Annotated in this window: 13 protein-coding genes, 1 tRNA gene and 1 riboswitch; of the genes, 6 read left to right on the top strand and 8 right to left on the bottom strand. The window is 59.6% G+C overall.

Features of this window, described 5'->3' with window-relative positions:
* Positions 1-34 precede the first annotated feature (34 nt).
* Complete coding sequence (locus BLQ98_RS10220) at positions 35-922, bottom strand: 2-dehydro-3-deoxygalactonokinase (RefSeq protein WP_093733219.1); 888 nt, start codon at positions 920-922, stop codon at positions 35-37.
* Between the two features lie 172 nt (positions 923-1,094).
* On the opposite strand from BLQ98_RS10220, the gene BLQ98_RS10215 reads away from it, so the two are divergent.
* From BLQ98_RS10215 to panC, 6 genes are all read left to right on the top strand, one after another.
* Entirely contained in the window at positions 1,095-2,018 is a 924-nt protein-coding gene (locus BLQ98_RS10215) for a choline ABC transporter substrate-binding protein (RefSeq protein WP_093733218.1), read from the top strand.
* Between the two features lie 86 nt (positions 2,019-2,104).
* Positions 2,105-2,938 carry a choline ABC transporter permease subunit gene (choW, locus tag BLQ98_RS10210; RefSeq protein WP_093733217.1) on the top strand — a complete coding sequence of 278 codons (834 nt, stop codon included), beginning with the start codon at positions 2,105-2,107 and terminating at the stop codon, positions 2,936-2,938.
* Complete coding sequence (gene choV / locus BLQ98_RS10205) at positions 2,935-3,975, top strand: choline ABC transporter ATP-binding protein (RefSeq protein WP_093733216.1); 1,041 nt, start codon at positions 2,935-2,937, stop codon at positions 3,973-3,975. Before choW ends, choV begins: the two co-directional genes overlap by 4 nt.
* A gap of 65 nt (positions 3,976-4,040) precedes the next feature.
* Positions 4,041-4,985 carry a DMT family transporter gene (locus BLQ98_RS10200; RefSeq protein ID WP_093733215.1) on the top strand — a complete coding sequence of 315 codons (945 nt, stop codon included), beginning with the start codon at positions 4,041-4,043 and terminating at the stop codon, positions 4,983-4,985.
* Positions 4,986-5,140: 155 nt separating this feature from the next.
* Positions 5,141-5,968: a 3-methyl-2-oxobutanoate hydroxymethyltransferase gene (gene panB / locus BLQ98_RS10195; protein ID WP_093733214.1), complete on the top strand. Its 828-nt coding sequence runs from the start codon at positions 5,141-5,143 to the stop codon at positions 5,966-5,968.
* Positions 5,965-6,810, top strand: a complete 846-nt coding sequence (gene panC / locus BLQ98_RS10190) for a pantoate--beta-alanine ligase (protein ID WP_093733213.1) — start codon at positions 5,965-5,967, stop codon at positions 6,808-6,810. Before panB ends, panC begins: the two co-directional genes overlap by 4 nt.
* A gap of 73 nt (positions 6,811-6,883) precedes the next feature.
* Here panC and BLQ98_RS10185 read toward each other — a convergent pair whose 3' ends face one another.
* From BLQ98_RS10185 to BLQ98_RS10155, 7 genes are all read right to left on the bottom strand, one after another.
* Complete coding sequence (locus tag BLQ98_RS10185; RefSeq protein ID WP_093733212.1) at positions 6,884-8,401, bottom strand: catalase; 1,518 nt, start codon at positions 8,399-8,401, stop codon at positions 6,884-6,886.
* Between the two features lie 105 nt (positions 8,402-8,506).
* Positions 8,507-9,274, bottom strand: a complete 768-nt coding sequence (locus BLQ98_RS10180; protein ID WP_093733211.1) for an ABC transporter ATP-binding protein — start codon at positions 9,272-9,274, stop codon at positions 8,507-8,509.
* Positions 9,271-10,299, bottom strand: coding sequence for a FecCD family ABC transporter permease (locus BLQ98_RS10175; RefSeq protein ID WP_237272662.1), 1,029 nt, complete (start codon positions 10,297-10,299; stop codon positions 9,271-9,273). Before BLQ98_RS10175 ends, BLQ98_RS10180 begins: the two co-directional genes overlap by 4 nt.
* Positions 10,300-10,319: 20 nt before the next feature.
* Positions 10,320-11,351, bottom strand: coding sequence for an ABC transporter substrate-binding protein (locus BLQ98_RS10170; protein ID WP_093733209.1), 1,032 nt, complete (start codon positions 11,349-11,351; stop codon positions 10,320-10,322).
* A gap of 144 nt (positions 11,352-11,495) precedes the next feature.
* A riboswitch (cobalamin riboswitch) is annotated at positions 11,496-11,694 on the bottom strand.
* Positions 11,695-11,852: 158 nt separating this feature from the next.
* Positions 11,853-11,927 (bottom strand) — tRNA-Glu (locus BLQ98_RS10165).
* A gap of 619 nt (positions 11,928-12,546) precedes the next feature.
* Positions 12,547-13,326 (bottom strand): GntR family transcriptional regulator, encoded by a 780-nt coding sequence (locus tag BLQ98_RS10160; protein ID WP_093733208.1) that lies wholly within the window; start codon positions 13,324-13,326, stop codon positions 12,547-12,549.
* Between the two features lie 201 nt (positions 13,327-13,527).
* The coding region (locus tag BLQ98_RS10155) for an integrase core domain-containing protein (protein WP_141135317.1) at positions 13,528-13,795 on the bottom strand (268 nt) is incomplete at its 5' end.

Here is a 13,795-nt window from a genome sequence, read left to right as displayed (position 1 = left end):
GGCCGGGGGCTTCCCCTTAGGTGTGCCCGTCTCGTCAGTTGACGCTTGCCTCTGCACAGACCTGAAGCCCTGCGCGCAGTTGCTCCCTGCGCGAGACATCTTGTGCCAAGACACCCTGCGCTTTGAGCGCGCGTGTATAGAGTGCCGAAAGCGGGCTATCCGATAGGATCACGACTTCGCGGCCCAGCCAGTAGGGGCGCGATCCGGCAAGCTCGAGCCCGATAAGAGCCCCCATCAGCCGCGACCAGCCTGTATCGGGACTGGCCCCCTCAAGGGCGGCTTGCGCAGAAGTCTCGGCAAGGGCGGTGCCAAAACTTTGAGGGCGGGCCATGATGTCATTCACGGCCGTGTCAAACGTCTCTTCAATCAGCGTCCCGCCGGCAACGGCCTGCGACAGGGGGGCGGCACCGCCGAGCTGGAGTGCCATCGCCGGTGTCATGAATGTTTGAAAGCTGACCACCTCGCGGGCGCTGATGTGGCTCCATGTAGACTGTGCATCAAGAGTACAGATTACGCCGTCAAACTCTGGCAGTGCTTGCAGGTAGCCCGCGATCGCAGTTTCGGGGCCTTGCATCATCTGCGGCGGAGTGGCCTGTTTCAGCCCCGGCACTGCGCGTAAATCCAAGCGTGGGTCGTCGGCATCCAGACCCAAAACCCCGTCAACGGGCAGCGCTGGCACCGGCCTCAGACTGTGTGCGGGCAGGGCAGGCAGCCCAGCCACAATCACCGGCAAGCGCTGGTGATCTGACAAATAGGGCGACAGCAGGTCGGTCAGTGCGGCAACAAACCCCGCCTCGGCGGGCAAATCGGCAACTGGCCCGTCGGCCTGTGCCAGCACGTCACCACGGGGATCATGCACCCACAAATGCACATGTCCGTCTGAGACATCGACGCCGATCCACGCAGGGCTTGCGCCGCTCACGCGGGGCGACCTGCGTAAAGCGGACGGTGAAATTGGGGCATGCGGATCATTGGTTTTCTCCTTGTCCGCACTGCATCATGCCGCGCGGTCCTATAGAAATCGGGTTGCATCGAAGGGCGCGATAGCGCTCTATTGCGCGACCAACAATAAACATAACGGGAGTTCCTCTGCCATGAAAATCCTTGCAGCAACCACCGCGCTTACCTTGTCGCTTGCCAGCAGCCTTGCTGCGGCCAGCTGTGACGAAATCACTTTTTCCGACGTAGGCTGGACCGACATCACCGCAACAACCGCTGCGACCACCGTTGTGCTGGACGCATTGGGGTATGAAACCGACGTAAAAATCCTTTCCGTTCCGGTGACGTATACGTCGATGGCTGCGGGCGATGTAGATGTGTTTCTTGGCAATTGGATGCCGACAATGGAAGCCGACATCGCGCCTTATCGCGAAGACGGTACGGTTGACACCGTGCGCACCAACCTGACCGGCGCGAAATACACGCTGGCGGTGAACAAAGCCGCCGCCGATCTGGGGATCAAGACCTTTGCCGATATCGCAGCCAATGCAGACGCGCTGGACGGCCAGATTTATGGCATTGAGCCGGGCAACGACGGCAACCGTCTGATCCAGTCGATGATTGACGACAACGCTTTTGATCTGGCCGAATTCGAGGTCAAGGAATCCTCCGAGCAGGGGATGCTAGCGCAGGTGAAACGCCTGTCCGCCAAGGGCGAGCCGATCGTCTTTCTTGGCTGGGAACCGCACCCGATGAACGCGAACTTTGACCTGACCTATCTTGAAGGCGGCGACGACTTCTTTGGGCCCGATCTGGGTGGTGCGACAGTTGCCACAAATACCCGCGCCGGTTTCGTCGAAGAATGCCCGAACGTCGGCAAGCTGCTGAATAATCTGGAATTCACGCTCGCCATGGAGAACGAAATCATGGGTGCCATTCTGGATGATGGCGAAGAGCCACGTGATGCTGCAACGGCCTGGATCAAGGCCAACCCTGACGTGCTGAACACATGGCTGGACGGCGTTACAACACGTGACGGTGGCGACGCGATGGCCGCCGCTAAGACCATCGTCGAGTAATTGATCCAACAAAATGTGAAAAGGGCCTGCCACTGGGCGGGCCCTTTTTGCTATGATCGCACGATAACAGTCCTCCGGAGGTTCCCATGAACTGGCTCACCGACAATAAGATCCCGATTGATGACGCCGCAGAGGCGATTTTTGATTGGTTGCTGATCAACGCCGGGTGGCTGTTCGACGGGCTGGCCGTCGCGATGGAGTGGTTGATTGACGCAATCCTTTGGGTGCTGCAAACGCCGCATCCGCTGATCATCATCGCCGTCTTCGGCGCGCTGACATGGGCGATCCAGCGCAACTGGAAAACCCCGTTGCTGATCGTGGTGGGGTTTTTGTTCATCCTCAATCAGGACTATTGGGAGGAAACGACCGAAAGCCTGACGCTGGTGCTGTCGGCCTGTGTGGTGTGTATGGGCGTCGGCGTCCCCATCGGCATCGCCGCGGCGCACCGCCCGCGGATGTATCGCTATATGGCACCGGTGCTCGATCTGATGCAGACGCTGCCCACCTTCGTCTATCTCATTCCCGCGATTGTCTTTTTCGGCATCGGCATGGTGCCGGGGCTGATCGCGACGGTGATCTTTGTGCTGCCGGCACCGATCAGGCTGACGCAGCTTGGTATCGCATCGACCCCCAAGGCGCTGCTCGAGGCCGCGCAGGCCTTTGGCGCGAAGCCCAGCCAGACCCTGTGGAAGATCGAGCTGCCCTATGCGTTGCCACAGATTATGACCGGTCTGAACCAGACTATCATGCTGTCGCTGTCGATGGTGGTGATCGCCGCCCTCGTGGGGGCCGATGGTCTGGGCGTGCCGGTGGTGCGGGCGCTTAATCAGGTGAACACGGGGCTTGGCTTTGAATCGGGGCTGATCATTGTGGTGGTCGCCATCATGCTGGACCGGATGCTACGGGTGACACGTAAATGAGCGATCAAATGAACAACCCCGCAAACGCCGTTGAATTCGACAACGTATCCATCGTGTTCGGCACGAAGCCGGCCAAGGCGCTGCCCTTGATGGATGCAGGCAAAGACCGCGCCGAGATCGAGGTCGAAACCGGCCAGATCCTTGGGGTGCATAACTGCACGCTTGACGTCAAACAGGGCGAGATCCTTGTTCTGATGGGCTTGTCCGGCTCGGGCAAGTCCACCTTGCTGCGTGCAGTCAACGGGCTGAACCCGCTGGTGCGCGGATCGGTGCGGGTGCATGATGGCGACTGGAGCTGTGATGTCACCGCAAGCTCTGCCGCTGATCTGCGCCGTGTGCGCCGTGAATGTGTGTCAATGGTTTTCCAGCAGTTCGGATTGTTGCCGTGGCGCACCGTGCGTGACAACGTGGCGCTTGGGCTGGAACTGGCGGATGTCCCCAAACGCGAACGTCTTGAACGGGCAGAGGCGCAACTGAAGCTGGTCGGTCTGGCCGATTGGGCCGACCGCAAGGTCAGCGAGCTGTCGGGCGGCATGCAGCAACGTGTGGGGCTGGCCCGCGCCTTTGCCACCGAAGCCCCGATCCTGCTGATGGACGAGCCTTTCTCTGCCCTTGATCCGTTGATCCGTACCCGCTTGCAGGACGAGCTGCTTGATCTGCAACGCGAGCTTAAACGCACGATCATCTTCGTCAGCCACGATCTGGACGAAGCCTTCAAGCTCGGCGGGCGCATCGCCATCATGGAAGGTGGGCGCATCGTGCAATGCGGCACCCCGCGCGAGATTTTCTCGAACCCCGCGTCAGAATATGTCGCGGAGTTTGTGGCCAATATGAATCCGCTTGGCGTGCTGACGGCACGCGATGTGATGGGGCCACCGGCCGCCAGCTCGGACGGGGCCGTTGCCGCGGAAACGCCGGTGTCGGAACTGATTGGCAAGATTGGCGACGATGGACAGGCGATCCCCGTGGTCGAAGACGGAGAGACGATCGGCACGGTCACAGCCAGCAGCATCGTGTCGCGGTTGCACTCTGAATAACGCTATGACTCCGGCGGCCTTCATTGCGCGGGCGTGGCGGGCTGAAAGACGGTAGGTGTGACCCTATGACAAACGCGGCCAATGCAGGCGGTCAAAGTAATGCGCGTGGCATCGCGGGGGTACTGTTCGCGGGTACCGTTTGGGGCACGACAGGCACGGCCGCGACTTTCGCCCCCGATGTCAGCGCGGCTGCCATCGGGGCTGCTGCTATGGGGATTGGCGGTCTCGGACAGGCTTTGCTGGCATTGCGCGGCATTGCGCGGGCCCGCGCCGCACTTTGGCAGCACCGCGGGCTTCTTGTGCTGGGGGCCTTGGCCGTCATGATTTATCCGCTGGCCTTTTACAGCGCGATGCGGCTGGCGGGGGTGACCATCGGCACCGTCGTCACCATCGGCACCGCGCCCTTGTTTGCCGCTCTTATTGAATATGTGATGGAACGATCCTTGCTGACCCTGCGCTGGACCGTCGGCGCGCTGTCGGGCGTTGCGGGGATGGTGTTGATTTGTCTGGCCGAGGGGAGCAGCCACAGCGCTGTGGGCGGTTCATCTGTCCCGCTTGGCGTGGCGCTTGGCCTGCTGGGGGGCTTTACCTATGCGCTGTATAGCTGGACGGCGCGGTCGGTGATGTTGCGTGGCGTGCGGTCATCTGTCGTGATGGGCGCGACCTTTGGTCTGGGAGGAATGTTTCTCATGCCCGTGCTGATCGTAACGGGTGGCCCGCTGCTGGCCTCATGGGGCAATGCGGCGGTCGGGCTTTATATGGCGTTTGTGCCGATGTTTCTGGGCTACATCTGTTTCGGGTACGGGCTGTCACGGGTGCGGGCCAGTACGGCCACCACCCTGACGCTGATTGAACCGGTGGTTGCGGCGGTGCTGGCCGTGGTCATTGTGGGCGAACGCTTGCCCGCCTTGGGGTGGATCGGTGTAGGACTGGTCGTGGTGTGCCTGCTGGTGTTGACCATACCTAGGGGACACCGTGCGCAGACCGTCCCGCCCATCCCGTCAGAGTAGCATTAAATCGACTGACGCTGCGACACGCGTAAATTCTTTCGGGTTTTGCTACCTCAACCGCGATGTTTTGGTCTAGAAGCATGCGCAAGCCGGCCCATGCCTGTGCATGCGCCACAGTGATTGCAATGACGTACCTTATACAAAGGACCGCCAAGATGAGCGCAACAGCCCGCAAGACTGCCCCGATGCCGACGGATATTCTGGCTCGAAAAGGGGGGGCTCCGCTGGTGAGCCTGACGGCCTATACGACGCCGATGGCACAGGTGATGGATGGCATCTGCGACTTTGTGCTGGTGGGGGATTCAGTGGGGATGGTGCTGCACGGGCTGCCGTCGACGCTCGAGGTCACGATGGAGATGATGATCCTGCACGGTCAAGCGGTGCGGCGCGGGCTGACACAGTCGATGTTGGTAATCGATATGCCGTTCGGCAGCTATGAACAAAGCCCGGCGCAAGCCTTTGAAAACGCGGCGCGTTTGATGCGTGAAACCGGTGCCGGCGCGGTCAAGCTCGAGGGAGGTGAGGTGATGGAAGACACCATAGCTTTTCTGACCAAGCGGGGCATTCCGGTGATGGCGCATATCGGGCTGACGCCGCAGTCGATCCACACGCTTGGCGGCTATAAGGTGCAGGGGCGCGGCGCGGCAGGCACGCAGCTGATGGCCGACGCGCAGGCGGTGACGCGGGCAGGGGCCTTTGCCGTGGTGCTTGAAAAAGTACCGCAAGCGCTGGCCAACGAGATCACCGAAACCGTCGCCATCCCCACCATCGGCATCGGTGCATCCGCGCAATGCGACGGGCAAATTCTGGTGGTCGACGACATGCTGGGACTGTTCACCGCCTTCAAGGCGAAATTCGTAAAGCGCTACGCCCATCTGGGCGATGACGCAAAAGCCGCGGTTCAGGCCTATGCCGACGAGATCACGGCGCGATCCTTCCCCGGACCTGACCATGTATTTTCTGACGAGGTTTCTAAAACATGACACCCGAAATTATCCGCACGCTGGTTGAACTGCGCAGCAAAGTCGCCGGCTGGAAAGCCGCGGGCGAAAGCGTCGCCGTCGTGCCCACGATGGGTGCGCTGCATCAGGGGCACCTGAGCCTCGTACGGGCTGCAAAAGCGGCCTGCGACCGCGTGATCGTGACGATCTTCATCAACCCTAAGCAGTTCAACAACCCCGATGATTACAAGAACTATCCCCGCACCGAAGAAGAGGACGCGCGCAAGCTGATCTCGTTGAAGGCGGATGTGGTTTACGTGCCTGATGGGGCGCAGATGTACCCCGATGGCTTTGCGACGACCGTATCCGTCGATGGCATCACCCAAGGGTTGTGCGGTGCGCATCGGACAGGGCACTTTGACGGGGTTGCGACCATCGTGACCAAACTGTTCACCCAGACCCAAGCCGACAAGGCGTTCTTTGGCGAAAAGGACTATCAGCAGCTGCAGGTGGTCACCCGTCTGGCCCGCGATCTGGACCTACCGATCGAGGTCGTCGGTTGTCCGACCATTCGCGAAGAAGACGGGTTGGCCATGTCGTCGCGCAACCTGATGCTGTCGGATCGCGCCCGTACGTGGGCACCAGAATTGCACCGCGCGATGGAGGAGATGTCAGAGGGGCTGCGCGCGGGGGGCAATCTTGAAGTCTTGCGCGCGGTGGCGGTAAAGCGGATTGAACGCGCGGGATTTACGCAGGTGGAATACCTTGATTTGCGATCTGCCGACCGGTTGGAACTGATGACCACGCCCGACCGTCCTGCACGCTTGCTTGCAGCCGCTTGGTTGGCCGGTGTGCGGCTGATCGACAATATCGCCGTCGGATAACACAGCGAAACTAGACATAGCAAAGCGGGGCCCGATAAGGCCCCGCTGATCGCGTGCAATAGATAGGTCGGTGTTACTTGCCGCCAATGCTTAGCGCTGACGCCATACCGGGGGCCTTGGATTCACCGCCCAGCTTTTCACGCACTCCGGCTTCGATCTTGTCGCCGGTTTCCTTGTCGACATTACGCCAGTATTCAAAGGCGCGGACGAGCACCTTTTCACTGACACCGTCGCAGAGGTGCCCCACTACGTTCGACACCAGACGCGCGCGGCCGTCAGCGTCCATGACCTCGCGGACAAGCTTGCCAGCCTGGCTCCAGTCGTCATCATCAGGGCGCAGGGTATAGGCCTGACGCACCATTTCACCGTCGGAATACCACAGGCCAGCCTCATGCTGGTGCGGCTGCGCGGAGGGCCCACCGTAGGAGTTGGGCGCGTACACCGGATCAGAAACCTTTTCAGTCCGGCCCGCACCATCCTTTGAATAGCTATGCGTGGGTGACACGGGCTTGTTGACGGGAATCTGCTTGTAGTTCACCCCCAGCCGCGCTCGGTGCGCGTCAGCATAGGCAAAGCCGCGTGCCATCAGCATCTTGTCCGGCGACAGACCCACGCCCGGCACCATATTGTTCGGCTCGAACGCGGCCTGTTCGATCTCTGTATGGAAATCGGTAGGGTTGCGGTTCAGGGTCAGCTTGCCGACCTCGATCAGCGGGTAGTCCTCGTGCGGCCAGACCTTGGTCAGATCAAACGGGTTGATGCGATAGGTCTTGGCATCCTCATAGGGCATGATCTGCCACATGAGCGTCCAGCTGGGGTGGTTCCCGTCGCGGATGTTATTGAACAGATCGGCGCGGTGATAATCGCCGTTGGTCCCCGCCAGCTTGTCGGCTTCTTCCTGGCTAAGGTAGGCATTGCCGTCGCCCTGATCGGTGTGGAAGTGGAACTTGACCCAGAATTTCTCGCCCTCGGCATTGACCAGCGAATAGGTGTGGCTGGAATAGCCGTTCATCTCGCGCCAGTTTTTCGGAATACCGCGGTCGCCCATGAGATAGGTCACCTGATGCGCGCTTTCTGGCGACAGGGTCCAGAAGTCCCACTGCATGTCGTGGTCGCGCATGTTGTTGTCGGCGCGGCGTTTCTGGCTGCGGATGAATTGCTGGAACTTGATAGGGTCGCGTACAAAGAAGATCGGGGTGTTGTTGCCGACCATGTCAAAGATGCCTTCGTCGGTGTACATCTTGACCGAAAAGCCGCGCGGGTCGCGCCATGTGTCAGGGCTGCCGCGTTCGCCTGCTACGGTTGAAAACCGCATCACCACATCGCATGTCGCGCCGGGCTGAAAGATATTCGCCATCGTGTATTTCGACACGTCTTGCGTCGTTTCGAATGTGCCAAACGCGCCCGAGCCTTTGGCGTGGGGCTGACGCTCTGGAATGCGTTCGCGGTTAAAATTCGCCATCTGTTCAAGAAGATAGGCATCATTCAGCACGATCGGGCCATCGGGGCCAACGGTCAGCGAATGTTCATCGCTTTGAACGCGAATACCGGCGTCAGTGGTGGTGGGAGGGGTCTGCTTTTTATCGGTCATCTGTCGCTACTCCTTCAGGATCCTTGGGTTAAACCTAAGGAGAGCGCGGAAGGTTCCCGACCGGATGCATAAGATAGTTGTCAAATGGTGTGCAGGTTGCGCGGCTTAATGGGTCGCCGTGTGAAAGCGGATCACCTGCGCGTTATCCGCCGGATCTACAAGGAAATGCCCGCAGACGCCAAACACCTCGCGCAGCAGAGGTTCGTTCATGATCTCGGACGGGGTGCCAATGGCTCGCAGGGTGCCGTTTTCCAGCACGCAGATACGGTCGCAAAGGGTGGCTTGGTTCAGGTCATGCAGCGCGATGATGGCGGTGGTTGGCAGGCGCTGGATCAGCTCGAGGATCGACAGTTGGTGCCGGATATCAAGGTGGTTCGTCGGCTCGTCCAGCAGCAGCACTTGCGGCCTTTGTGCCAAGGCACGCGCGATATGTACGCGCTGTTGTTCACCGCCCGACAGCGTATGCCAGTGCCGGTCGCCAAAGCCCGACAGGTCCACATCCGCCAAGGCCTGCGTCACGATGGCATCATCCTGATGGCTCCACCCGCGCAGGGCCGACAGCCACGGTGTGCGGCCCAGTTCAACGGCATGGCGCACGGTGATACGGTCAGCCGTGTCGGCGTGTTGTTCGACCAACGCCAGCCGCTGCGCAATGTCGCGCTGGCGCATCTTTGCAAGCGGTGCGCCGTCCAGTTCGACCCGCCCGCGCGACGGTTTCTGAATACCGGCAAGCATATGCAGCAGCGTGGATTTACCCGATCCGTTCGGCCCGATCAGCCCCAGCTTTTCGCCCGGTCGCAAGGACAAGGACACATCGTTGACAATGGCGCGGTTGCGCACCCGCCAGCCCAGTTCGTGACACGACAGGATCATGGCGACGTCCTTTTGCCAATCAGGATCAGCGCAAACACAGGCGCGCCGACCAAAGCGGTAACGACGCCAATGGGCAGCACTTGGCCCGGTACGATCACCCGCGAAATCACATCGGCAAAGACCAAAAATACCGCTCCAGCCAGTGCAGATGCAGGCACAAGGATCGCGTGACGATGCCCTACGACAATGCGCATGGCGTGGGGGATCACCAGTCCCACAAAGCCGATCGCCCCGACCACCGAGACCATCACCGCCGTGACCAGCGCCGCCGTGCCGATCAGCAGCAGCTGCACGCGGCGCACCGGAATGCCCAAGGACGCGGCGCTGTCGCTGCCGAAGGTAAAGGCATCCAGCGCGCGGGCGTGCCACAGGCAGGCCAGCAGACCGATCATCGCGGCAGGCAACGCACTGAACACATCCGGCCAACGCACGCCCGACATGTTTCCCAAGAGCCAGAACATGATGGCGCGGGCCTGTTCCGCATTCGCGGATTTGGTGATCATCAGTGCGGTCAGGGCGTTGAACATCTGGCTGCCCGCAATGCCTGCCAGCACGATCACACCCGCTGCCCGCAGCCCGACGCCGCCCCCCGCCGCCTGCGCCAGCACGGCGACAAAGGCAAAGGCCACAAGCGCCCCGCTGAAGGCCCCGATGGACAGCGAGATCGCACCCCCCCCCAGCCCGAGGATGGTCACCGCGACGGCACCCGTCGACGCGCCCGCCGAGATGCCCAGCAGATAAGGGTCTGCCAACGCATTGCGCAGCAGCGCCTGCAACACGACGCCTGACAGTGCCAGACCGGCCCCGCAACACATCGCGACCACGGCCCGCGCCATGCGGTAGTTCCACACAATGCCTTCGTCGATCTTGTCGACCGCATAGCCCGCGTTCAGCACCTTATTGGCCAGCACTTTCAGCACCACCTGCGGCGGGATAGAGACCTCGCCGATGGCAGCACCAAACAGCAGCGCGGCCAACAGCGCGGGCGGGATAATCACCCACCAGTGCCACTGCGGTCTGCGCATTACGGGGCGGTCGATTGCGGTCATTCGGCCAGATCGAAACCGGACAGCGCGTCGGCCATCGTCTCGAGCGCATAGATCGCGCGCACGGTCGGGTCCATCGCATGGGCGTCCATGGTGATGATCCGGCCCTCTTTCACGGCGGTCATCTCGCGGGCGACGGGGTCAGTCATCAGGAATTCGCGCTTTTTCTCGATATCATCGGCCGGAAAGCGGCGACGGTCCATCTTGGCAAGAACAATGAAAGTCGGATCGGATTTCGCCAGTGTTTCCCAGCCTACCAGCGGCCATTCCTCGGCCGAGGTCACAACGTTTTCGACGCCAAGCTTGTCCATCATATAGGCGGGCACACCCTGCTGGCCGGCGACATAGGGGTCCGCCGCCATTTCCGACGCTGAGAACCAGAACAACGCTGATGTCCCCTGAGGCAGGTTCAGCGATTTGGCCTTGGCCACGGCCTTTGCTTCGCGCGATTGCAGATCTTGCAGCAGGGCGGCACCGGCATCTTGCGCGTTGTAGATCCGGGCAAGTTCCTCGATGCTGGTATAGAGCTGCTGGGTGGTGAACAGTTCAGATCGCGTGCCATCCGCCCCGACCGTATTGTCCTTTGCGGCGCAGTCGGTGGGCATCACATAGGTCGGAACGCCAACCTCGTGAAAGCTGTCGCGGGTGCCAACCATACCTTCGGGACCGACGTGCCATTCATACATGACGGTGACCAGATCGGGACGTTTGGCCAGAACGCTTTCAAAGCTGGGGTCATTGTCGGCCAACCGGTCGATGGCGGCGTTGGTTTCGTTGAATTCTGGCAGGACAGAGCTGAACCAGACCGACGTCCCCTTGATCCGGTCCTGCTGGCCCAGAAGATACAGGATCTCGGTCGTGGATTGCCCGATGGTCACGGTGGCCTCGGGGGCGCTATCAAAGGTCAGACTGTGGCCGCAATTATCGATGGTCAGCGGATAGGTTGTTTCTGCCGCCAGCACGGTGCTCCCTGCTAGAGAGGCGATCAGGGTCAGTCCGGTAAATGTCGCTTTTGCGCGTGTGGTTGTCATGTCGAAGGCTCCGGTTGGTCCGACGCCGGGGTCTTTGAATAGAAAGAGAAGGGGCCAGCAAAACGGCGCGCGGGCGCTAGGTGGTCTGCGCGTGTCGTAAGGCTCGGTCCCATCATCATCCTCTCCCGAGCAACCCCGCCCGGTGTTTCAGGTTCAGTGTCGGCAGGTCTCCTGACTGACGGATCGCGGCTGTCCCCGCCTTCCCGGGCCAAAGGGCCCAGTGGCATGATGGAGGTAGCTCACCGTCTACAGTTGCGGGGGCAGTTTCGGTTCATCCAAGACCAAGCTCGAATGGCGAATTCCCTATTATTTCCCGAAGGAAACCGACCGCATTTCGATGACAGTTGTTCCGGCACCCGTCAAGCCGCGTTTTGCACGCTGCCCTCGGCGTCAGACATGATTGGTGCGGCCCAGTCTTGCAGCGCCATGCCACTGCAGGCCCGAACCGACCGTCGGGTGGGCCAGTAACTGCGGCAACTATAGATTGGGGGAAAGTACAAGTGGCAGCCCGTAGGGGAGTCGAACCCCTCTTTTCAGGTTGAAAACCTGACGTCCTAACCGATAGACGAACGGGCCACTTAACTTGTGAGCGCTTCTTTAGGGAAAGCAGTAGCAAGGCGCAAGAGAAACTGCGCAGGAAAAACACGAAAATCGGGCGAAAAATTACATCTCGCGCAGTGCTCGTGTGGGGCTCACAAGGGGCGGTACCAGCCTCAAAGCGCGCTGATAAATAGCAGCGCAAAGGCCTATAAGTCTATGCTAATGCTGGAAAGGCACAAGTGGCAGCCCGTAGGGGCCTCTCAGAAGTGTACTATATCCCAATGAAATATGGAAGTAGGTGTCCCACGAAAACCGAATGCGGTAGAAGGGGAATCAATAGGTTACGACCTGGGTGTCCCACGCTCACATACGACCTTTGACCTGACATCGCGCATTAAGATCACAAGTTGAGAGAGACGACCGCACCTTTTATGATGGTCATTGGTACATAGAAGGGCCCCGTCCTCACTTGTGATTTCTAAAGGTCGCAACACTTTTATCTTTTGAGTAAGATTAAGTGTTTATTGCGAAATACCGTTTACGGACATTTTCTATGCTCAGAAAGAAGTCGGAGATGCGGGCTGAAGGCTGACGTTGGTCGTATCGCCCATCAGAAATCGATTCGGGTCGAAGGGGAGCGTCACATTCGGAAAAGCTAAAATTCCAATGCGATACGGTCAGCGGGAACATACAAAGTCTGAAAGTAGAATGGGCGTTGGTCTGTGAGGAATGTGCTGGCTTCGACTTCGAAAATTGGCACGTCTGTTGATAATTCGAAAAGCGCTGATTGTCTCGGGTCGATACCTCCGAGCGTTACCTGCCGCTTGCCTTGAATTGCGACCACCCCGAGGCGGGCCTCCAAAACCGTCCGAACGTTGGATTGTCGAAGCGCGTGTGCCGTGATGCTGGCCGCGGGCACCAATCGAGCGTCAAGGATCATCTCCGCGCCCACACACATTCCATCCGTTCCCTTTATGCTTCGTCGGATCACCGTATATTCTGGACAATGCCCCAAATGCTCGCACCAGCGGCCAGATGCGTCAGTGCTCGCAATTTCAATCCGTTGGTCAAGAATGCGAAACACGTTACCTGTCTCAATGGAGTGCATTCGGAAATGCCAAATACTGGACGGCAAGACGGAGCTATCAAGTACCCTTGTCCCATCGCCCCGTCGGCGCTTAATTAGGCCGAGATCTTGCACCTGCCCCAGTGCGGTCTGCACGGTTCCTATGCTAACCCCAAGGCCACGTGCTAAATCTGTTTCTGTAGGCAGACGGAAGCCAGCAGGTAGTGTGCCACTGTTGATCGCCCAGACAAGTACAACGCGTAGCGCTTGCCTTTTAGTCGCACCTTCGATCGCCATCTCGCGCTGCATTGCCTTTTTTAGCATTGGAGTGGGGTCTGTTTGATCGGTGATCGGCGCGTGCTGCTTCATTCGGCTTTCCTTTGAGATACCATAAATGCACGGACCATTACACCAATTGTAAGTGCGATAAACAGCAACGCAACAGGTGATAGGATAGCTTCGGCGTATTTTCCATTATAAAGAAGCAGCGTTTGACGTGTCCGTCGTCATATAAAATGGGGCATCAGAGCGGTTTGAGCATTGGAGGCTCTGGCTCGTATGTGTAGTTGATTATGCGGCTTGTTTTTGGTGTTGCAAGCGACGTTGGCGGATTGTCTGCTTCTTGATCTTTTCCCTTTCCCTCAGAATGGCTTTGTCGCGGCCAAAGTAGACGTCGGCTGGCGTGACGTTGTTCAGGCTCTCGTGGTAGCGCTGGTTGTTGTAGTATTCGACGAAGGCCCCGATCTGACGCTCAAGATCGCCTGGCAGGTAGTAGTTTTCCAGCAGAACCCGGTTCTTCATGGTCTGGTGCCAGCGTTCGATTTTGCCTTGGGTTTGT

Origin of the sequence: Sulfitobacter litoralis (assembly GCF_900103185.1) — a bacterium.
In the GTDB taxonomy this organism is placed as follows: Bacteria; Pseudomonadota; Alphaproteobacteria; order Rhodobacterales; family Rhodobacteraceae; genus Sulfitobacter; species Sulfitobacter litoralis.
This window is presented reverse-complemented; position numbering and strand designations above follow the sequence as displayed.

Bases quoted from the DNA above. Each gene is read 5' to 3' on its own strand.
- choW (WP_093733217.1), top strand. From the start codon at position 2,105: ATGAACTGGCTCACCGACAATAAGATCCCGATTGATGACGCCGCAGAG.
- BLQ98_RS10185 (WP_093733212.1), bottom strand. From the start codon at position 8,401: ATGACCGATAAAAAGCAGACCCCTCCCACCACCACTGACGCCGGTATT.
- panB (WP_093733214.1), top strand. From the start codon at position 5,141: ATGAGCGCAACAGCCCGCAAGACTGCCCCGATGCCGACGGATATTCTG.
- BLQ98_RS10215 (WP_093733218.1), top strand. From the start codon at position 1,095: ATGAAAATCCTTGCAGCAACCACCGCGCTTACCTTGTCGCTTGCCAGC.
- BLQ98_RS10170 (WP_093733209.1), bottom strand. From the start codon at position 11,351: ATGACAACCACACGCGCAAAAGCGACATTTACCGGACTGACCCTGATC.
- BLQ98_RS10175 (WP_237272662.1), bottom strand. From the start codon at position 10,299: ATGCGCAGACCGCAGTGGCACTGGTGGGTGATTATCCCGCCCGCGCTG.
- BLQ98_RS10180 (WP_093733211.1), bottom strand. From the start codon at position 9,274: ATGATCCTGTCGTGTCACGAACTGGGCTGGCGGGTGCGCAACCGCGCC.
- BLQ98_RS10200 (WP_093733215.1), top strand. From the start codon at position 4,041: ATGACAAACGCGGCCAATGCAGGCGGTCAAAGTAATGCGCGTGGCATC.
- panC (WP_093733213.1), top strand. From the start codon at position 5,965: ATGACACCCGAAATTATCCGCACGCTGGTTGAACTGCGCAGCAAAGTC.
- BLQ98_RS10160 (WP_093733208.1), bottom strand. From the start codon at position 13,326: ATGAAGCAGCACGCGCCGATCACCGATCAAACAGACCCCACTCCAATG.
- choV (WP_093733216.1), top strand. From the start codon at position 2,935: ATGAGCGATCAAATGAACAACCCCGCAAACGCCGTTGAATTCGACAAC.